The 20,652-nt window shown below is 71.8% G+C and carries 11 protein-coding genes; 8 read left to right on the plus strand and 3 right to left on the minus strand.

The annotated features are described in order from the left end of the window. The first annotated feature begins 77 nt into the window (after positions 1-77). A complete protein-coding gene (locus ACIBK0_RS01250; RefSeq protein ID WP_399074297.1) occupies positions 78-827 on the plus strand; it encodes a metallophosphoesterase in 750 nt (249 codons plus the stop codon). On the opposite strand, the gene ACIBK0_RS01255 is transcribed toward ACIBK0_RS01250, so the two are convergent. Further along, a complete protein-coding gene (locus ACIBK0_RS01255) occupies positions 817-2,037 on the minus strand; it encodes an acyltransferase family protein (RefSeq protein ID WP_399074299.1) in 1,221 nt (406 codons plus the stop codon). The two genes, ACIBK0_RS01250 and ACIBK0_RS01255, sit on opposite strands and share 11 nt — an antisense overlap. A 53-nt stretch (positions 2,038-2,090) precedes the next feature. After that, on the minus strand, positions 2,091-4,421 hold the full coding sequence (locus tag ACIBK0_RS01260) for a glycosyltransferase (RefSeq protein ID WP_399074301.1): 2,331 nt from the start codon (positions 4,419-4,421) through the stop codon (positions 2,091-2,093). A 289-nt stretch (positions 4,422-4,710) separates the two neighbouring features. On the opposite strand from ACIBK0_RS01260, the gene ACIBK0_RS01265 reads away from it, so the two are divergent. Both ACIBK0_RS01265 and ACIBK0_RS01270 read left to right on the plus strand, forming a co-directional pair. Then, positions 4,711-6,192: an acyl-CoA synthetase gene (locus tag ACIBK0_RS01265; protein ID WP_399074303.1), complete on the plus strand. Its 1,482-nt coding sequence runs from the start codon at positions 4,711-4,713 to the stop codon at positions 6,190-6,192. Continuing rightward, a complete protein-coding gene (locus ACIBK0_RS01270) occupies positions 6,185-7,525 on the plus strand; it encodes a carboxyl transferase domain-containing protein (RefSeq protein ID WP_399074305.1) in 1,341 nt (446 codons plus the stop codon). The genes ACIBK0_RS01265 and ACIBK0_RS01270 overlap by 8 nt, the downstream gene beginning before the upstream one ends. A 70-nt stretch (positions 7,526-7,595) precedes the next feature. On the opposite strand, the gene ACIBK0_RS01275 is transcribed toward ACIBK0_RS01270, so the two are convergent. Next, on the minus strand, positions 7,596-11,222 hold the full coding sequence (locus ACIBK0_RS01275; RefSeq protein WP_399074307.1) for a S8 family serine peptidase: 3,627 nt from the start codon (positions 11,220-11,222) through the stop codon (positions 7,596-7,598). 225 nt (positions 11,223-11,447) lie between these two features. On the opposite strand from ACIBK0_RS01275, the gene ACIBK0_RS01280 reads away from it, so the two are divergent. The 5 genes from ACIBK0_RS01280 (at position 11,448) to ACIBK0_RS01300 (ending at position 20,632) form a co-directional block, all read left to right on the plus strand. Beyond that, positions 11,448-11,825 carry a CU044_2847 family protein gene (locus tag ACIBK0_RS01280; protein ID WP_399075098.1) on the plus strand — a complete coding sequence of 126 codons (378 nt, stop codon included), beginning with the start codon at positions 11,448-11,450 and terminating at the stop codon, positions 11,823-11,825. Next, on the plus strand, positions 11,822-13,570 hold the full coding sequence (locus tag ACIBK0_RS01285) for a trypsin-like peptidase domain-containing protein (protein WP_399074309.1): 1,749 nt from the start codon (positions 11,822-11,824) through the stop codon (positions 13,568-13,570). Before ACIBK0_RS01280 ends, ACIBK0_RS01285 begins: the two co-directional genes overlap by 4 nt. 54 nt (positions 13,571-13,624) lie before the next feature. Then, entirely contained in the window at positions 13,625-14,638 is a 1,014-nt protein-coding gene (locus ACIBK0_RS01290; protein WP_399074311.1) for an AAA family ATPase, read from the plus strand. Then, the gene (locus ACIBK0_RS01295; RefSeq protein ID WP_399074313.1) at positions 14,628-19,448 is read left to right on the plus strand and encodes an SAV_2336 N-terminal domain-related protein; all 4,821 of its coding nucleotides are present in this window, start codon (positions 14,628-14,630) and stop codon (positions 19,446-19,448) included. The genes ACIBK0_RS01290 and ACIBK0_RS01295 overlap by 11 nt, the downstream gene beginning before the upstream one ends. Before the next feature lie 146 nt (positions 19,449-19,594). Beyond that, on the plus strand, positions 19,595-20,632 hold the full coding sequence (locus ACIBK0_RS01300) for a rod shape-determining protein (protein ID WP_399074315.1): 1,038 nt from the start codon (positions 19,595-19,597) through the stop codon (positions 20,630-20,632). Positions 20,633-20,652: the final 20 nt, after the last annotated feature.

A 20,652-nucleotide genomic window follows, 5' to 3' on the forward strand; every position in this document is an offset into this window, starting at 1 on the left:
GGACTGGATCTTATTCGTGGTCCGGACCGCCTCTACGTTCATGGCATGACCTACCGGATCCCGAAAGGACTCTCGCGGTGATCGTGATCGCCCACATCAGCGACCTCCACATCGACAGCGGGCGGCGCAGCGTCGAGCGCGCCGAGGCTGTCATGGCGTACCTCGAGGACCTCCCCCACGACCTGGACGCTGTCCTCCTCACGGGAGACATCGCGGACCACGGCCTGCCGTCCGAGTACGAGGAGGTCCGTCGGCTCCTCACTTCCCGGCACCCGGTCCTGGTCTGCCCCGGCAACCACGACGAACGTGCCGCGTTCCGCGAGCACTTGCTCGGCAGCCCAACCACACCGGGTCCGGTCAACCAGGTTCACCATGCGCCCGGCTTCACCCTCGCCCTGTGCGACTCGTCGGTGCCGGGCAAGGACCACGGCCACCTGGACGACGAGACATTGGCCTGGCTGGACGACGTACTGGCGAGGGCCGAGGGTCCGGTGCTGGTCGCCTTCCACCATCCGCCGGCCACCCTCAACACCCCCCATGTCGACGGCATCCGCCTCCTGGACGAGCAGCCCCTGGCCGACCTGACCGCCCGCCACCCCCACCTCACCGCCTTCCTCACCGGCCACGCCCACACCCCGGCCGCCACCACCTTCGCCGGCCGCCCCCTCCTCGTGGCCCCTGGCGTCGTCTCGACCCTCAGGCTCCCGTGGGAACACCGCGCGCACGCGGAGGACCATGTCCACCTCGATCTCCCGCCCGCGCTCGCGTTCCATCTGCTGGACGCGGACGGGAGACTGACCACCCACTACCGGAGCGTCATCGGGTAGTTCGCGCCGTCGGCTCCGGATAGAACTCGCGCGGCCGGCCCTTCTTGTCCTGGGCACGGGCGAGCAGGCTGCCGGGGTACTCGACGGCCCAGTAGCTCACCGTCGCGACGAGCACCCCGGCCAACAGGACGATCAGCACGGCCAGGGGGAAGCCCGCCTGGCCGGACGGCAGCGCTCCGAGGTCGTACAGCCAGAGCATGACCGGCTCGTGCCAGATGTAGAGGCTGTAGCTGACCAGACCGACGGCCGTGATCGAACGGGCTCTCAACAGGCCGTGCCAGCGGGGTGGTTGAGACCCGCGCAGGTGGAGCGCGCAGTACAGCAGCGCGAACCACAGCATGGCGGCCAGCTGGTGGTAGAAGGTGTGCCAGACGTTCTCCGGCTCGGAGAGGTACGACAGTGCGTACAGGCTCGTCGCGGCGGCCGCCGACATCGCGACCGCCCACCTCGCGCCGATCCGGCCCCGCTCGCCGAGGGCGACGAGCAGCACCGCGAGGCCCATCCCGGCCGCGAAGCCGCCGAAGCGGGCCTGCGGGCCGAAGTACACGGGCCAGTCGGTGTGCGGGATGCCGAGGGCGTAGTGGGCGACGGCGATCCAGGCGAGGGGTGCCAGGTAGAGCGCCGCGCAACCCGAGGCGCAGAGCGCGACGCGGGCGCGGCGGGTGCGCAGGCGGCGGCAGGCGCGGATCACCAGGGGGCCGAGGGCGACCAGCGCGAAGTAGAACGCGATCTCCAGGGACAGGGACCAGGTGGGGCCCAGAGTGTAGAAGATTCGGTCGCGGTCGAAGATGTGCGTGAACGTGAGGTGTTCGACGAGGTCCCGCCAATCCCCGGGCAGGGCCGGGTTCCGGCTCGCCCAGATGATCAGCACCGCCGTGAAGTACAGCGGCAGGATCCGGATCGCCCGCCGGAAGAGGAACACCCGGCCCGGACGCGTCGTGTCGTCGCCGTCGATAGCCGCGCGGGCGTAGGACAGGGTCAGCAGGTAGGCGGACATGACGAAGAAGAGGTCGATGACCTCCAGGGAGACGAGTGCGCCCACGTACGGGTTCTCGATCGGCGGGTGGGCACCGTCCGCGTCGTACACGTAGTACTGCTGCCAGACGTGGAAGACGACCGTGCTGAGGGCGGCGAGGCCCCGGAAGCCCTGGAGTTCGAGGGTACGGGCGCGGGCGGGCACGGCCTTGGGCGCCGCATTCGGTGCGGTCACGGTGCCGCTCACCGGCCCACCGCTGCCCTCCCCTGGCGCCGTCAGTGTGCTACTCACCGGCTCACCGCTTTCGCCGCGATCCGGGGGGTGACCCGCCAACGTCGGTCCCCCAGCAGCTCTTTGAGGTGGGACTGCCGGGCCACCATGTTCTTGAAGTGCGTGTAGAAGAACGTCGACACCAGCAGGTAGCGCCAGAACCATCCACGCCTGCACCGCAGTTCGGGCACGGCGAGCCGCCATGCGAAGGCCGTCTGCACCAGCCCGGCCGACAGCGTGAACGCCGCGGCGAGCAGGCACGCGGGCACGGCCCAGTCGATGCTGTCCGCGCCGCCCGCGCGCCAGGCAGAGTGCAGGAGGATCGGCAGGATCTGGAGCGATAGCCAGGGCTGCACCTCCCGCCAGCCCAACAGCGCGAAGAGGCCCGCTTTCTGACGGCGTGTGAAGGATGGGGAACGCAGCGCCTGCCACAGGTGCTTCAGCGACACCTGGAGCCAGCCCTGTGCCCAGCGCGAGCGCTGGTTCCACAGCGGCTTGAGCAATGTGGGCGCCAATTCCCGTGAGATCAGCGTCCGGTCGACGGCGATCCGCGCACCCTCCGTCAACGCGCGTAGCGTCGAGTCGATGTCCTCCGTCAGCATCGAGCCGTGCATCCGGGTCCGGGCGAGCAGGTCGGTGCGCCAGAAACCGTTGGAGCCGCCGAAGATGCCGAAGCCGTACATCCGGGCCCGGCCCGGATGGCTGACGGCGTAGATCGTCTCGAACTCGATCGCCACCTGTCGGGCTACCCACGAGCCGTCGCCGTTGCGGATCACGCAGTGGCCCTGCACTACGTCGTAGCCGTTCGACAGCCAGTCCCAGGCGTGCCGGAAGGCGAGCGGCGCCGGGTGATGATCGGCGTCGAAGATCCCGACGAACTCGCCGCGTACGCGCGTGACGGCGGCGTTGATGTTCTGCGCCTTGGAGGTGCTGCCCGGCACCGGGAGCAGCACGAGCCGCCGGTCGCGGCGGGCGATCTCGCGGAGCGTGTCCTCGACAGGCAGCGGGTGGGGCGTGTTGTACGCGAGGACGATCTCCAGATCGTTCGGGTAGTCGAGACGCAGGAACGATTCGACGGTGTCGACGATCGTCGCGGCCTCGTTCGGGAGGTACGCGGCGATGACCGCGCTCGCGGGCGGGTAACGGTGCGCCGGAGCGGCGGGTCGCTGAGACGCGTCGAGCGAGAAGAGGCACTCGACGAGGATCAGCGAGGCCGACAGCACAAGCCCGGCCACGACCACCCAGTACACGACCGACGCGATGTCCCAGCCCAGCACCTCGTACGCCTGCTCGTAGAGCACGAACGGCACGCCCGCGCCGATCAGCAGCGCGAGCAGCGGGGACAGCGCCAGGAGCAACGGCCGTACGACCGCGCGGGCGCGCCGGTGCCGATGGGGTGCGCTGGCCCGCATCCACGACTGGTAGCGGACGGGCCGCAGATCCCGGTGGCGCAGCGCCTCGGCGACCGCGTCGGCGGCCTTCTCGACGGCCTGCCCGTCGTCGTGGCCATCGGAGTCTGCGAGCGGGATCCAGCCGACGGCCGGGGTCAGCCGTACATTCTCGTCCGCGACGACGAACCGCGTACCGGCAACCGTGGTCGCGAACTCCTGGAGCGCGCGGCGCGCGGCCTCCTCCTCGACCCCCGGCATGAGGACGAGCAGATGCCCGTCGTCGTCCCAGCCGAGCCGGTCGCATACATTGCCGAGGCGCTCGGCGACGCCCGCGAGGCGCTCGGCGACCTCACGGCGCACCCGTACCCCGAGCCGTTCCTCCAGCGCGGCCATCTCGGCCACACCGACCACCGCGAGAACACCGTCGCGCCGTCCGGCGCCGGGGCGTCGCAGCTCACGGTCGAGTTCTGCACGGAAGTGCGGCGCGGAGTACAGACCCGTGCGCGGATCGAGCAGCAGCCGTTCGACGGGGACCGGGACACGGTGGAGCTTGGCGGCTATGCGTGCCGAGAGCTCGACGGGGTCGGAGGCCTCGGGCAGGCAGTCGTCGGCGCCGTGCCGCAACAGGTCGGCGACATCGGCGGGTTCACGGCCCGCGGTGACCATGAGCAGAGGCAGGGCATGTCCTTCGGGGGCGGTACGTATCTCCCGTACGACCTCGATCCCTTCGATCCCTTGGCCAACGTCGTCCAGGGCGACGATCACGTCGGGAGGCGCCTGCCGCACTTGCCGGTTCACCCCGCCCGGCACCGCGTGGGTGACTTCGTACCCGGTCGCTTCGAGCGTGCGGGTGAGCTGATCGCGTCTCGGCCCGGGGGTGCCGACGGCGAGGACGTGACCGTGGGACTCCAGAGGAGCCGTCCCGGTCGGAGGGCAGCCTAAAGAGTTCCGGGGCACGGGTGAGCGCCTCAGTTCGGAGTGCATATGTATGGTCCCATCCTGTTCGGACTGTGGGGGGAGGACCGGATTGTCCGTACATCGAACAACCCATGAATCCTGGGCTGTTCGGCTACAACAGCCTCAGCGATCACTGTGACACCGCGCCTTCGCCGACGTAACACTCTTATGACGTGCCTGCGGGCACGGTCGCCGAAATCAATCTCGCGCTCCGGCGGTTTCCCTCGCGCTGGTGTAGGAACGGCTGAGACGGTGCCCGTAGAAAGCTCCCTACTGCCAAGGAGTACGCGTGTCCTCCCTTTTCCCGGCCCTGGTGGGCGGTTCGGTCGCGGAGCGGCCCGCGCTGCGTTTCGGTGACCGGTCCCTGACGTACGCGCAGCTCGCCGCCTCGGCGGGTGAACTCGCCGGGCGGCTCGTCGGTGCCGGGAGGGTTGCCGTGTGGGCGACACCGACCCTGGAGACGGCCGTCGGTGTCGTGGCCGCGCTGCTCGCCGGAGTGCCCGCCGTGCCGCTCAACCCCAAGTCGGGAGAGGGCGAGTTGGGCCACATTCTCGGCGACAGTGCGCCGTCGCTGCTGCTCGCCGGTCCCGGCGACGAACTTCCCGAAACCGTGCGGGCGTTGGAGCGGATCGACATCCAGACGCACAGCCCCGGAACGGCCGTACCGCCCGCCGAGCCGGACCCCGCCGCCCCCGCCCTCATCGTCTACACCTCCGGCACCACGGGCCCGCCCAAGGGCGCCGTGATCCCGCGTCGCTCGATCGCCTCGACGCTGGACGCGCTGGCCGACGCCTGGCAGTGGACCGGTGACGACGTGCTGGTGCACGGGCTGCCGCTGTTTCATGTGCACGGGCTGATCCTGGGCGTGCTGGGGCCGCTGCGGCGCGGCGGCTCCGTACGGCATCTGGGGCGGTTCAGCGCGGAGGGCGTGGCGCGCGAGTTGAACGGCGGCGCGACGATGCTGTTCGGGGTGCCGACGATGTACCACCGGCTCGCCGAGGCGCTCACCCAGGACGTGGAGCTGGCCAAGGCGCTCGGCCGGGCGCGACTCCTCGTGTCGGGATCCGCCGCGCTGCCGGTGCACGACCACGAGCGGATCACGGCCGCGACCGGGGGCCGGGTCGTCGAGCGGTACGGCATGACGGAGACGCTGATGAACACGAGCGTGAGGGTGGACGGTGCGGCGCGCCCCGGCACCGTGGGCGTGCCGCTGCCCGGCGTCGACCTGCGGCTCGTCGAGGAGGACGGGACGACGATCGCCGGGTACGACACCGATGGCACCCCCACGGGCGCGTACGACGGCGAGAGCGTCGGCGAGATCCAGGTGCGCGGGCCGAACCTCTTCACCGAGTACCTGAACCGGCCCGACGCCACCGCCGCCGCGTTCACCGAGGACGGCTGGTTCCGCACCGGCGACATGGCGGTCCTCGACCCCGACGGCTCGGTACGCATCGTCGGCCGCAAGGCCACCGACCTGATCAAGAGCGGCGGTTACAAGATCGGCGCCGGGGAGATCGAGAACGCGCTGCTCGAGCATCCGGCGGTGCGCGAGGCCGCCGTCACCGGTGAGCCCGACGACGACCTGGGCGAGCGGATCGTGGCCTGGATCGTGCCCTCCGATCCCCAATCACCGCCATCCGCCGACGAGTTGGCCGATCAGGTGGCCCGCCGTCTCGCCCCGCACAAACGGCCACGTACCGTGCGCTTCCTGGAGTCCCTGCCCCGCAACGACATGGGCAAGATCCTGAAGCGGGCGCTGCCGCGTGACTGAACGGTTCTCGGCGCGCGAGACCATCGCCCTGGTCACCGACCGCTTCACGGAACTCCCCTCGCCCATAAGGGAGTTCCCACCCGACGGCCCACTCTCCTGGCAGGGTTACGACGACTCGCGCGCCCGCGCCGCCGCTCGCACCGGTGAGGACGAGTCCGTCGTCTGCGGCACCGCGGTCATCGGCGACACCCCCGCCCTGCTGATCGCCTTCGAGTTCGGCTTCCTCGGCGGCTCTCTCGGCGAGCGCACCGGCGACCGCCTCGAAGCTGCGTACACCCACGCCCGTGAGCACCACCTCCCCGTCGTCTCGCTCGTCGCCACGGGCGGCAGCCGGATGCAGGAGGGCATGCTCGCGCTCACCCAGCTCCAGCGCGTGGCCCGGCAGTCGGCGCTCACCCGCGAGGCCGGGCTCGCACAGATCGCCGTGCTGCGGGACCCGACGACGGGCGGCGGCTGGGCCACGCTGGGCGCGGGCGCCGACGTGACCCTGGCGTTGCCCGGCGTCCAGGTGGGCTTCGCGGGCTCCCGGGTCCGCCCGCCCGACGCGGACCCGGCCGCGTACACGGCGGAGGCCCAGCTGGCGGCGGGGGCGGTGGACGCCGTCGTACGGACCGAGGAGCTGCGGGGCGCGCTCGCGCAGTGGCTGGGCCTGCTCACCAAGCCGTCGGCCGAGGCCGCGCGGGTCCCGCCCGCCCTGGGCGCACGCGAGCTCCCCGCCACCGGCTGGGACGCCGTGCGGCGCGCCCGCTCCGCCGAACGTCCCCGCGCCGAGAGTTACTTGGACGCGTACTTCACCCATCGGGCAGCCATCAGCGGTGACCGCTGCGGCGGCACCGACGACGGCATGCTGTGCGGCTTCGGCCTCGGGCGGGACGGACGGCCCCTCGCCTACGCCGCCCAGTGCGGCACCGCCACCCGGCCCGCCGGATACCGCACCGCCGCCCGGCTGATCCGGCTCGCGGGCCGGCTCGGCATCCCCGTACTGACGTTGGTCGACACGCCCGGTGCCGCCAACGACGCCGACGCGGAGCGCCAGGGCGCCGGCGCGGCGATCGCGGACCTGTTCGCCGCGGTGGCCACCGCCCGTACGCCGGTCACCACGCTGGTGATCGGCGAGGGCGGCTCGGGCGGCGCGCTCGCGCTGGCCGCACCCGGCAACACCTGGGCCGCGCCGGACAGTTACTTCTCGGTCATCGCACCGGAGCTCGCGGCCGCGATCCTGAAGCGGACCCCGGGGGAGGTGGAAGCGACGGCCGGCCAACTCCGCATCCGTCCCCAGGACCTGCTGGACCTGGGGGTGATCCGGGGCATCACGGAAATCCCCGGAACATGAACGGATCGGTGGTGCCGGCTCCCCCCTCCCAAGCGGAGCCGGCACCACCCGCACAAGGCACCCGAACCGGTTACCGCACTCCCACCGCCCGGATGATCTCCTGGCTCACCGAGCCGCCCTGATCGTCACGCGCCGAGGCCCGCAGCGAGAGGAACTCCGCGCCGCGCGGCACGCTCAGCGTCCCCGTCCAGGACGCCTTGCCACCGGAGAGCTGGACCGCCCGCACCTCCTTCCACGTATTCCCGTCGTCGTACGACACCTCGAGCTTCCCGCCCCCGATGGTCCCGGTGTCCGGTGCGCCCTTCACATACTCGGCGTGGATGCCCACCGACACCCGGCTGCCGCCGGGCACATCGCCCGCGAGGTCGGTGTCGACGTCGTATCCGAGGTTGAGGAGCGGCAGGAACGTGAAGCGGTCCTCGGGGGTGGCCGCCGATCTGACGGTCCACTCGGTGTGGCCCTTCGTGGACAGCTTCCATCGGTCCGCGTCCAAAGCCGTGTCCGTGACGACCTTGTACGTGTGCTCGTCGGCGGGCGCGTCCCAGACGTACGCGCCCGAGCTCATCCGCCGGTCGACCAGGGAACCGTCCTGGTACACCTCCGTGAACTGGGTCATCCCGGTGTCGTCGCTCCACACGTCGCCGAAGCCGGTGTGGTCGGGCCCGGAGTCGCCCCAGCCCGGCGTGTTGAACTGGATCTGGTTGCCCGCGCGCTGCTGACCCCATCCGAGTCCGGTGCCGAGCCAGGGGTGCCAGACGGGCTTGAACCAGTTGAGCGTCGAGTGCGTGCCGCCCCGGTAGGCGATCAGTCCGCTGCGTTCCTCGAGCGTGCCCGGCCCGACGCTCACGGACTCGTGCCACAGCTGCCCGGCGCCCGTGGAGACGTAGTCGGTCCGCTCGGCCGGGTAGTCGATCCGCTCCTGGAAGCCGATCCCGATGGGGAAGGCGTCGCTGATCGAGTACCGGAACTCGCCGCCCGACATGGGCTTCACGGCGTGGAACCTGGTGTCCAGCACGGCGAGTTCACCCTTGCCGGGCTCATAGGTGAGGTCTCCGCGCGGGACGGCGCCCCGGTGGCCCTGCGAGAGGTCGTACACGTACGGCGTGTTACGCGTTCCGCTCATCTCGACCTGCTCGGCCGCCCGCAGCCGTGCCGCGTCCGCCGCGTTCACCGTGGCGATCTGCAGCGGCCGGTCAGTGTTGTCGTCGGTGCCGAACCAGGCGTTCAACCGCCCGGCCGTGTCGTCGGTGACGAACATGGCCTTGGCGCCCGCGTCCTGGGCGGCCTGGGCGAGAGCGGCGGGTTCGACGCCATCGGCGAGCCGTGCGAGCACGGCCTTGCCACGCACGTCCTTCCCCGAGAAGACACCGTCACCGGCATCGACCAGCGGCAGCCTGCTCCGCCCCTCGATCAGCGTGCCGCCCGGCTGGACGACCGCCTCGCCGATGCCGTCGACCTCCAGCAGCGGCTTGCCGAGCCGCCACACCGTCCGGTACTCGAAGCTGCCCTGCGTCACCTTCGCGGTCGGCGCGGCGAAGACACTGTCGTACTTGACGGGCACCTGTACGGCTCCGAACAGGTCGGAGCCGCCCGCGTTCCGGTCGTACTCCATCAGCAGCTGCCGGGTCTCGGTCCGCCGGTCGACCTTCGCCTTGAGTTCCTTCAACTGCCGCCCGTCCAACGTGACTTCGCGGTTCCGGTCCAGCGTGATCTCGGGCGCCGCGAGGAACCCGAGGCCGAGCGAGTCCGCGCCGTGGCTGCCGTGCACGTCGAGGAAGGACGTGAGGCTGTACGTGCCCGGCTTCAGCCGGAGCTTCAGGGTGCCGGAGTCACCGACCGGCGCGGGGTACGGGTCCACACCCTGGGCGAGCTGCTGGACCACGACGTCGGCTGCCGTGGCGGCGCCCTCCCGGTCCTTGACATGGACGGTGAGCGTGTACCGCTCCTCCTCCTTGACCAGCCCGAACGCGGTGTGCGCGACGGGGGTGCCGGCCACGGACGCGACGATCTGCCCGGAGGTGTTGCCCACGGGCGCCTTGGAGCCGTCACCCGTCACCGTCGTGGACGCGGTGCCGTGCGCGGGCACGGTGAGCGTGGAGTCGGCGAGGGTCGCGACCCCGTCAGTGGCACCCCGCACGGCGAGGCTCAACTCGACCGCTCTGTCGGAGGAGTTGCTGTACGTCACCGTCTTCGTGACGGGCTTGTTCGCGTCGTACGGCCAGCTGTAGAAGCCGAGGTCGGCGCTCCCGGTGGCGGTCACGGCAGCGTCGATCGCGTCCGGAACACTCACCCGCCCCGAGCCCAGCACATAGGCGGACGCGTCGAGTTGCTTCGACGTCGACATCAGCGCGTCCTTGAGCCGGTCGCCGGTCCAGTCGGGGTGCTTCTCGGCGAGCAGCGCGGCCACGCCCGCGACGTGCGGCGTCGCCATCGACGTACCGCTCATGGAGGTGTAGTAGCCGTTGCCGCTCACCAGTTGGGAGCGGGCGGCGAGGATGTCGACACCGGGGGCGGAGAGGTCGGGCTTGAGCGCGTTGTCGCCGTAGCGCGGTCCGGCGCTGGTGAAGTAGGCGGCCTGGTCCTCGGAGTCCACCGCGCCGACGGTCAACGCGGAGTCGGCGGCGCCGGGCGAGCCTATGGAGGAGGGGGCGCCGGTGTTTCCGGCGGCTATGACGAAGAGGGCGCCGGTCTCCTTGGACAGGGTGTCGACCGCCTCGGCCATGGGATCGGTGCCGTCACTGGCCTCGGTCGAGCCGAGGCTCATGGAGATCACCTTGGCGTGCACATCGCGCGCGGCCCACTCCATACCGGCGATGATCTGCGACTCGCTGCCCGAGCCCTGGTCGCTGAGCACCTTGCCGACGGCGAGCGTGGCACCGGGGGCGACACCCTTCTCCGTACCGCCGGAGGCGGCACCGCTGCCGCCGACGGTCGACGTGACGTGGGTGCCGTGCCCGTTGCGGTCGGCGACCTCCTGCCCGTCGATGAAGCTCTTGGTCTGCGAGACCCTGTCCGTCAGGTCGGGGTGGCCGGTGTCGACACCGGTGTCGAGGACGGCGACGGTGACCCCCTTCCCGGTGAGCCCGGCCTCCCAGGCCTTCGGCGTGCCGATCTGCGCGTTGCTCTCTGCCAGGTCGGCCTTGACGGCCCCGTCGAGCCAGACCTTGCCGATCCCGTGCTGGCGGGTCATGGCCTTCCAGAACGTCCGCCCCTTGTGCGCGTCTAGGGCGGCACCGCGGATGCTCGGCAGTGCGCGCGTCCTTACGGCCCCGCGTGGCGTGGCTGTGCCGCTCTTCTTCCCGTACGTCACGATCAGCGGCAGCTCGTCGGTCTTCTGGTCGGTGAGCCCCTGACGTATCAGCTCGCTCACGTCGAACAGCCGCCGGTCCAGGGTGCCCGCCCGCAGATACGGCAGCGCCTCGTCCGGTACGACGCTGACGGCGCCGCTCGCCACCTGGGTGCGCACGGCGCCGGTGGCCCCCTCGGGGCGCTCGACGGTGACGGTCTTCTTGCCGCCGCCGAGGTCGGTGACGGTCACCTTGTCGCCGGTGACGAGGGTGACGGTGCGGGCTGCGGAGGCGGCCCGGGCCGGCACAGAACCGGCTTCTTGCGCGCCTGCCTGACCCATCGGCAACAGGGCGAGCACGAGCCCGGCCGACAACAGCGCGGTCCCGCGTCTCGCTGGTCCTCTGGTCATGTGTGCCCTCTCTTCGTCGGCGCCCGGGCTCTGCTGTGTTGCTGCGCTGCGAAGAGTGTCGGGGGGCTTGTGTTGCGGGGGAGTTGACGGGACCTGGCGGGAAGGCGCCCTGGCGGCTTCCCGCCAGGACGGGCGGGTACGAACGACGGAAACCGGGACAGTGCCAAGTGCCGTCCCCGACAATGAAGATGAGTGAACGTCACACACAACGGGGGTCTCGGCTTCATGGACGGCCTGGTGGAGTTCAAGACCGACGACGGCGCCGTGATCGTCGTCGAGGGCATCGAGGACGAGTCCGGCTCTCGCCTCGTCGCCCGGGGCGACGACGGCGCGGTCCAGGCGACCCGCACCTTCGAGGGCTCCCTGGAGGGTGTACGGGCCGCCGCGGAGTCCGCGTTGCGGGTGTTCCGCGACGGCAGCCTGCGCCCCGACTCCGTGGAGATCGAGTTCGGGGTCAAACTCACCGCGGAGGCGGGCGCGTTGATCGCCAAGAGCGCGGTCGAGGGCCATCTGGTGGTCAAGCTCTCCTGGGCGCCCGAGCGGCCGGGGCCGCGGTCCGACGGGTCCGGGTCCGGCTCCCCGGGGACCGCCACGCGGCCATGACGAGCGCCTCCTGGCAGGCCAGGATCAGTTGCGGGCGGGAGACGGGCGCGGGGTTCCTCGTCACCGAGCGGCACGTGCTGACCTGCGCGCACGTGGTGGCGCGCAGCGCTACGGACGCGGTGAACGTCTCCTTCGCGCAGGGCGAGGACGCGCTCCACGCGAAGGTGGTCGCGCACGGCGGCTGGGACGGGCAGGACACCCACCCGGGCGATGTCGCCGTCCTTGAACTGGACCGCTCCGTACCGAGGAAACCCGCGGAGTTCGCGGCCCCCTCCGACGCTTACGGGGATCCGCCGCGCAGGCTGCTGGCGTACGGGTTCCCCAAGCGGTACGACGAGGGGACGCTCGCCGAATACCGGGCCACCGCCGACCAGTTGATCGCCGGGGAGTGGGTCCAGCTGGAGGCGTGGGCCGCGCACGGGCAGCCCCTCGTGCCCGGCTTCAGCGGCGCCGCGGTGACCCTCGCGGACACCGGTCGGGTGGTCGGCATGGTCTCGGCCGCAGCGCGGGATCCCGGGATCCGCAACGGACGGATGCTGCCCGCGCAGGTCATGGCCAGGTACTGGCCCCGGCTCGGCGAGCTGATACCGACCCCGGAGTACGGGCGGGCGGAGAAGGAGCGGTTGCGGGAGCTGGTGGAGGAGCGCGGCCCGGAGTTCGACGGGAGTCCGGAGTGCAGTCCCGAGCGGCTCTACAGCGATGCCGTGGGCCCGTTCGGTCCGCCGCTGCCGGCACGGCGGTTCGGGTCGCTGTGGGACGCGGCCTGGTATCTGCTCTCCGAGGTGCCGGACACGGGCGCCGTCGCGCGATTCGTGGCGCGGCTCGCGGACTTCACCGAGGACGCGCAGACAAGGGGCGCGCTGCGGGCCTGGCCCCGGCGGCCGTACGACCGCCCGCAGGCACCGGTGTACCGGCCCCCGGCGGGGACCCAGCCCTGGTCGCCGATCCTCGTCGAGATCGCGCCCAGCGGCTGCGGTGACCACCACTTCCTGGTCGAGGTGTCCGCGTACAACGGACGGCACCGACGGGTGGTCGGCTCGCGTGCCCTTCCCGCCGACCGCGTGCGCGGCTACGCGCTGGAGCGCATCGACGAGGCGTACCACGAACTTGAGCCGGGGGCACGGGAGTTGATCGCCTTCGTATTGCCGCGCCGCTGGCTCAACGCCGACGTGGCGCACTGGCAGCGCAGCGCCGACGACGACAGCCCGCTCGGCTCCTTCGCGCCGCTGGTCGTGATGGACCTGGAGCGGCGGCGCAGCGGCGGACTGCAGCACAAGCTGCTGCAGAAGTGGCAGCGGCTCGACGCGCAGCCCACGGCACGGCTGCACCGGATCGGCTGCGGGGCCGTGGGCCAGGATCCGGTGCGGCTGACCATCGGGCTGCGGCGCGGCGCCGACGTGGTGGGCTTCGCCTCGCCGCCGCGCGCCGACAGCACTCGGCAGCTGTTCCGTGCCGGTCTGAACGCGGCCGTGCCGGTGATGCTCTGGCCGCGCACCGGCTGCCGTGGGGAGCACCGCGGCGGGGCGCACGAGGACTGCACGGGCGCCGCGTTCCTGGACCGGCTGGCCGAGCATCTGGCGGGCCTGCCGCCGAGTGAACTCCCTTCCCACATCCATGAGTTGCGCGAGACGGCGTACGCCTCCGACGCGGCGGAACCGCATTGGGCGTACGACCTGGCGCTGCTCTGGGAGGACCCCAGATGTCTGCCCGACCCCATGGGCTATCTGCACTCGCCCGTCGCCTGAGGCTCTGAGCACCCCGTCGGTCACGCGACCGGCACGCATCGGCAAGGAGAGACCATGTCCCTGTGGCCCGTCTACACGGGTGGGAGCGAGCCCCACGACGGCATCGCGAAGCTCCCCGCACCGCCACCGTGGCGCGACTTCGACGGCGGCCCCGAGCTGGACACCCCCGCCGAGGACGGCGACACCTCGGCCGCGTCCCCGGACCGCAGGCACCGCGCCCGCACCTACCGCGCCACGGACCGCGCGGTCCAACTCGTCAATGCGGCCCTGTACTTGCGCCGCCCGCTGCTCGTGACGGGGCCGCCCGGCAGCGGCAAGTCGAGCCTGGCGTACGCGGTGGCACGTGAGGTGAGGCTCGGCCCGGTCCTGCGCTGGAACATCACCAGCCGTACCACCCTCCACGACGGCCTCTACCAGTACGACCCGCTCTCGCGCCTGTACGCCGCCGGGCGCGCCGCCGCGCGCGAACTCCCCCCGGACAGCGAGCTCCAGGACCATCTGCGCCTGGGTCCGCTCGGCACGGCCCTGCTCCCCTACCGCCGCCCCCGGGCCCTCCTCATCGACGAGATCGACAAGAGCGACCTCGACCTGCCGAACGACCTGCTGAACATCCTGGAGGAGGGCGAGTACGAGATCCCTGAGCTGGTCCGCGCCGCACGGCACACGCCCGCGGCCGAGGTGATGATCGCCGGCACGGAAGACCGCGTGACCGTCTCCCGCGGCCGGGTCCGCTGCCGCGCGTTCCCCTTCGTGGTCCTCACCAGCAACGGCGAGCGCGAGTTCCCGCCCGCCTTCCTCCGCCGCTGCGTCCGCCTCGAACTCCACCAGCCGCGCGACGCCCACCTCGAGAGCATCGTCCGCGCCCACCTCGGCGAGCCCGACGCCTACGGCCGCGAACTGATCACCCGCTTCCTCTCTCGCGGCACCGGCGGCGAACTCGCCACGGACCAGCTCCTGAACGCCATCTACCTCACCGGCGCGGCCGGCATCGACGCGGCGTCTCGCGACGATCTCGCGGAACAGCTGATGCCGTATCTGAGCCGGACTCAGGACGACGATGAGTTCTGAGGCCGAGGGGGCGGGTGACCGAGGCGCGGGGCTCTCCGGTCCTGCCGGACTCGCCCGGCTGCTGGCGCGGCTGGGCGGTGGGGAGGCGCCGACCTCTGTCGAGCTGGCCGAGTTGCTGTGGCTCGCGGGGCACGTGGCGGGGCCGGACGAGGGGGCCGCCGACGAGCCCCGCTCCGACGGTCGTCACGACGCGGCCCCGCGGCCGTCGGAGGCGGCCGGGCAGGCGCACGCGCCGCAGGAAGTACCGCCGGACGCGCCGCCTGGGAATCCGCCCGCCGAACCGCACCGCCCGGACCACCGTGTCCCCTTGTCGCTCCCCGCGTCCGGCACCGGGGACGACGGCGATGCGGCGGACGACCGGGCCACCGGTCCGTACACCACGCTCCTCGCCCCCGCTCCCCCGATGCTGGCGCACCCCCTCGCACTCCAGCGGACCCTTCGTCCCCTCAAGCGCCGGGTGCCCGCGCCCGTCGGCCAGGAGCTCGACGAGGAGGCGACCGCGCACCGGATCGCGGGGCTCGGTGCGGCGCCGCAGTGGTGGGTGCCCGTGTTGCGCCCAGCCACCGAACGCTGGCTGACCCTGCACCTCCTGTACGACGCCGGGCCGACCATGCCGGTCTGGCGCCCGCTCGTCCGCGAGCTGCACACCGCGCTCGCCCAGTCGGGCGTCTTCCGCACGGTGGAGCTGCACCGGCTGACCGCGGAGGGAACGGTACGGCGCCCCGGCTCGCAGGAGTCGTACGCCGACGGACGCACGGTCACCCTCCTGGTCAGCGACTGCATGGGCCCGCAGTGGCGGGGCGGCGGACCGGCGGGCACCCGCTGGTATCGCACGCTGCGGCGCTGGGCGGCCCGGATGCCGGTGGCCGTGCTCCAGCCGCTGCCCGAACGCCTGTGGCGCACCACCGCCCTGCCGGCCACGACCGGGCAGATCGCCGCGCCGTGGCCCGCGGCGCCCAACTCCGCGTACACCGTGGATTCCTACCTCACCGGAGGCCTCACGGACCCGGGAGTGCTCCCCCTGCCGGTCCTGGAGCCGTCCGCGCCCTGGCTGGCGAACTGGTCGTCACTGGTGGGGCGGGCAGGTCAACTCACAGGTTCCGTCGCTCTGTTGGAGCCCACCCCACCGCCCGCGCCCTTGGACGACCAGGGCCGAAGCGACGTCGAGCAGCTCTCCCCCGAGGAGCTCGTCCTCCGCTTCCGCTCCATCGCCTCCCCCGAGGCCTTCCGCCTCGCGGGGCATCTCGCCGTCGGGCGGGCCGAACTGCCCGTCATGCGGCTGGTCCAGGCCGCGATCGAGCCCAGCCCGCAGCCGCAGCACCTGGCGGAGGTCATCCTCAGCGGGGTGCTCAGCAGCACACCGGGCCCGCCCGGTTCGTATGCCTTCCGTCCCGGCGTCCGCGAGCTCCTGCTGGGCACGCTGCCGCGCACCGCGCACACCCGTACGGCCGAACTCCTCTCCCGAGTAGGTGCGTTGATCGACGCCCGGGCGGGAGTGGCCGCCGGGGAGTTTCCCGTAGTGGCCCCTGGCCCGGGGGATGCGAGGGCCGGGAGCGAGCCGTTCGCGGCGGTGCGGGAGGAGAGTGTGCGGCGATTGGGGGGCCGCGGGGGCTCGGAGGAAGCATCCTCCCTGATCCTGGGGCGGTATCGGCTCGTACAGCGGCTCGGGCTGGGCTCTCCGCAGGTCTGGCGGGCACAGGACACCCAGCTCGGCCGGGTCGTGGCGGTGTACGAGTACTCGGTGGGCCGGAACCTCGAACGGTTCACGGAGAGGGCGCGCCTCCTCTCCGTGGTCAGCCACCCGAACGTGGCGGCGGTTCAGGACTTCGGTGTCGACAACGGCGTCCCGTACCTCGTCACGGAGTTCGTGGAGGGCGTCACCCTGGCAGAGCTGACCGCCCAGGGCGGCTTCCGGCTGCCCTTCACGATGCTCGCGCCGCTCGCCCAGCAGGTCGCGCGCGGCCTCAAGGCCGTACACGACCACGACACCGCGCACGGCCGCCTCACACCGAACAGTCTGCTGCTGTGCCCGGACGGTACCGTGAAGCTCACCGGTTTCGTGATGCGCTTCGTACTGGGGGAGGCCCGCGAGCAGGAGAGGTCGAAGGACCTGAACGACTTCGGACACCTGCTCGTGAGACTGACCGGCGGCACGTCCCCGGAGGAACTCCCGGGTGTACCCGAAGAGTTCCGGTCACCGTTCGCCGAAGCCGTCGGCTGCCTGCTCTCTTTGGATGCCTACACCCGGCGCGTCGGCATGGATCTTCTCCTGCCGCCCTCCTTCGACACGGTCCTGGACGCCGTCACGGCGGACCGCCTCCGCTACCGCCTGCTCGGCGAGGTGCGGATCGGCAGGGGCAACCAGCCGCTGCCCGCGCTCCCGCCGATGGAGAAGGCCCTGCTCGCCATGCTGCTCTTCAAGCACGGCAGGACGGTCACGTACGACGAACTCGTCGAAGGCCTGTGGGAGGATCGCTCCTCCGACGGTCACCATCTCCGGGCCCTGTCCGCCCACGCCGCCGCGCTCCGCGAGGCCCTTGGCCCGGGCGTCCTGGCTACCACCAGCGACGGCTACGCGCTGTACGCCCTTCCCTCCACCATCGACGTCCACCGCTGCCCGGAACTCGTCGCCAGAGCCAGGTCCCGCCGAGCCGAGGGCGACCCGGCGGGAGCTCGCACCTCCATCCAGTACGCTCTCGACCTCTGGCACGGCGACCCCCTCGACGCCGTCCCCGGCCCCGCCGCCAAAGCAGCCCGCAATCGCCTACGCGCCCTACGCCTGACCCTCTGCTTCACCCGTGCGGAACTCGACCTGGAACTCGGCAACTTCGAGCAGGCGGCAGCCGACCTCGGAGAGCTCCTCCGGGAACACCCCAAGCGGGAGGACTTCCGGCGGCTGCACATCCTGGCGCTCAAAGGGCTGGGCCGCATCGCGGAAGCCATCGAGTCGTACGAGGCTTACCAGGAGCTCCAGGAAAAGCAGTACAGCGAGCCGAACCCCACGATGCTGGAGCTCTACCACGCATTGCGCGCCGCTCCGGAACGCGGCAGCCCCACCATCGTTGTCGAGTACATCGCCCCCGGCGAGCACCCCCGGACCCACAGCACCGTCGGCCGCATCCTGACGTGGCTGCTCGCCCTGAGCGACATGGCCCCCAACGAGTACGAGCTGCTCGGCCGGGACAACGGGTACGTGGTCATCACCGAACCGGAGGCATCCGTACTGACGGCACTGAACTCGGTGCTGCGAGAACTCCCAGGAGCGCTGGTGGAGTTGGAGGACCCACCGAGGATCCGAATCACCTTCTGGCACACCGCCCGGTTCGCCCGCGCGGACCGCCCGGCCACCACCGACCTGTTGACCGGTCTGGCTGACTCCGACGGGGACGTCATCGTCGTCCTCTCCCCCGCCCTGCACCAGGAATTCATGAGCGGCGCCACCGCCATCGCTCCGGCCCGCTTCCTCCCCCTGCGCGGGCGGCCCCAAGGACCGCCCCTCGCCTGGTACTGCCCCCTGGACCTGCCGGAGCGCGCCCCGGAGCCCGAACCGGTCCCACGCGACCTGGTGCGCGGCCCGTTCACCATCCGTGACCTCACCCGGATTCGCGTCCCGGAGCAGGGCCGCACCGCCATCGTGCACACGGAACCCGACAGCTCACTGACCCGCCTCAACCTCGACCGTCCGCTCGGCCAGCGCCCTCCACGGTCCCTGATCACGTATTACGAGGTCGACCTCACCACGCACGGGGCCACCCACGAGCTGTTCCTGCCCAGCTACGGACGCAGCACCTTCGCCGCGTCGGTCGAACTGTCCTGGCATGTCGACGACCCCGTGGCCTTCGTCCGCGGCGAGACCGCCGACGTGTCCGGGCAACTGCTCGACCACCTCGTCAGGGAGGCCGGGCGCATCACCCGCCACCATCCCCTGCAGCGCGCGGGCGCCGCCCAGCGCGCGGTGCACGAGGGGCTGCGCAGATGGCCGGTTCCGGGACTGTCGGTGGTGTGCTCAGTACGGCTGAGCCAGGGTGCACCCGCGTCGCAGGCCCCGCCTCCCGAGCCGGTGGAGTCCACAGTGCGGCGCGGGTCGGCGGGGCGTCTCCCCGTGGAGTCCCTCCTGGGCGACGCCGAGTGCGTGCTCCTCGGCTTCCACGGCACGCTGGCCCGGCTGTGGGGCGGTGCGGAACGCGAGCGCGTGAACCGCGAACTCGCCACGCTCCTCGTGGAACTGCGCAGTCCCGACGACGCCCTGAGCGGCACCTCCCTGCCGGCCGGGGGCGCGCCCACGGCCCCCCTGGAGGGGTACGCCAATCCGTACGACCTGCTGCGCGCGTTCGCGGACCACCGGTTCGGACCCGAACTGCGGCGGCGGCTGGACCGGCTGGAGGCGGCAGCCGTCGCCTCCGCGTCACCCGTCCCGTACGCGGACTCCCTGGTCAGCGCCCTCGCGGCCACCGGCCGGGGCCCCGCCGTCGTCACGGACGCCTCGCAGCGCGCCGTCCTGTCCTATCTGACGTCCAGGGGTCTGGCCGACTCGGTGACCGGCGGCGTGCACGGACGGTCCGACGACCTCACCCTGCTGATGCCGGACCCCGACTGTCTCCACCGCGCCCTGGACGAACTGGCGGTCGCCGCCCCGCAGGCGCTGCTCATCGGCTCCACCGTCGCCGAACTGACCGCCGCGAACGCCGTCGGTCTCCCCTTCGTCGGCCTCACCCGGCAGACGGGTGTCGAGCGACGGCTGACGCGGGCGGGCTGCGAGCAGATCATCACGTCCCTGGAACCGGTACTCGACGCAGTGCGTACCTCCTAGACGCGTATCCCGTCCGAAGACCACCCATTCAGCCGCACCCCGCCCGGCCCCCCACAAAAGGCGACATCTCCTCGGGGACCGCACGATGCGAGAGAGGACCGCCGCCCGGCGGGACCCCACGGTCTGCGCTCTCGGGAGGACCTGCCATGACCGACAGTCTGGAGCAGCTGCGCCGCTGTCACTTCGCCGTAGACCTGGGCGCGGCGCGGACCCGTGTGTACGTGAAGGGCGCGGGTCTGGTCGTCGACCAGCCGAGCGTCGCCGCGATCAACACGAAGACGGGCGCGCTGATCGCGGTCGGCGAGTTCGCGGAGAAGATGACGGGCCGTACACCGGACTACATCCGTGTCGTCCGGCCGGTGAGCGGTGGCACGGTCGTCGACATCGAGATGGCCCAGCGCATGCTGCGTCAGCTGCTCGGCGACAAGGTGCGCCGAACCCTGCGCCGCAAGCCGCGGCTGCGGGCCGCCGCCTGCACCCCGCACGACGCCGACCCGCTGGCGCAGCGCGCCGCGATCGAGACGCTGGTGGGGCTGGGGGCGCGCCGGGTCGAGCTGGTCGACACGCTGATCGCCGCCGCGGTCGGGTGTGGTCTGCCCGTCGAACAGCCCGAGGCCACCATGGTCATGGTGTGCGGGGCCGCCGCGACCCAGCTCGCCGTGCTGTCGCTGGGCTCGATCGTCACCGCCGAGCGCGTCCCGGTGGGCGGTGAGGCCGTCGACCACGCGATCGTGCAGCACCTGCGGCATCAGCACGAGCTGATGCTGCCGAGTCAGGCCGTACGGCCCCTGCAGCTCGCCCTCTCGGGCAACGGGCTCACCCCGCACGGTCCCGCGTCGACGGAGATCCACGGGCGTGACGTGGCGACCGGCCTGGCCCGTTCCGTACAGGTCGACACCGCCGCCGTACGCGATGCCATCCAGACCTTGCTGACCGCGGTGCTCGACGGGATCGGGAAGGTGCTGCGCGCGTGCCCGCCGGACCTGGTGGCCGACCTCGCGGACCGCGGAATCATGATGGTCGGCGGCAGCGCGCTGCTGCCGGGCCTTGACCAGATGCTGCGGCAGGCTACGGGCATGCCGGTGCACATCGCCGAGCGGCCCGACGTGTGTGCCGTGCAGGGGCTCGGCTACATGCTGGAGGGCAAGATCGAGCCGCTGATCCTCAACCCGCTGGCGAACTGAGAGCCCAGCGTTCCGGGGCC

Origin of the sequence: Streptomyces sp. NPDC050564 (assembly GCF_044457265.1) — a bacterium.
Taxonomy (GTDB): Bacteria; Actinomycetota; Actinomycetes; order Streptomycetales; family Streptomycetaceae; genus Streptomyces.

Coding starts and splice junctions, on each gene's coding strand:
- ACIBK0_RS01285 (WP_399074309.1), top strand. CDS start 11,822: ATGACGAGCGCCTCCTGGCAGGCCAGGATCAGTTGCGGGCGGGAGACG.
- ACIBK0_RS01280 (WP_399075098.1), top strand. CDS start 11,448: ATGGACGGCCTGGTGGAGTTCAAGACCGACGACGGCGCCGTGATCGTC.
- ACIBK0_RS01300 (WP_399074315.1), top strand. CDS start 19,595: ATGACCGACAGTCTGGAGCAGCTGCGCCGCTGTCACTTCGCCGTAGAC.
- ACIBK0_RS01295 (WP_399074313.1), top strand. CDS start 14,628: ATGAGTTCTGAGGCCGAGGGGGCGGGTGACCGAGGCGCGGGGCTCTCC.
- ACIBK0_RS01275 (WP_399074307.1), bottom strand. CDS start 11,222: ATGACCAGAGGACCAGCGAGACGCGGGACCGCGCTGTTGTCGGCCGGG.
- ACIBK0_RS01290 (WP_399074311.1), top strand. CDS start 13,625: ATGTCCCTGTGGCCCGTCTACACGGGTGGGAGCGAGCCCCACGACGGC.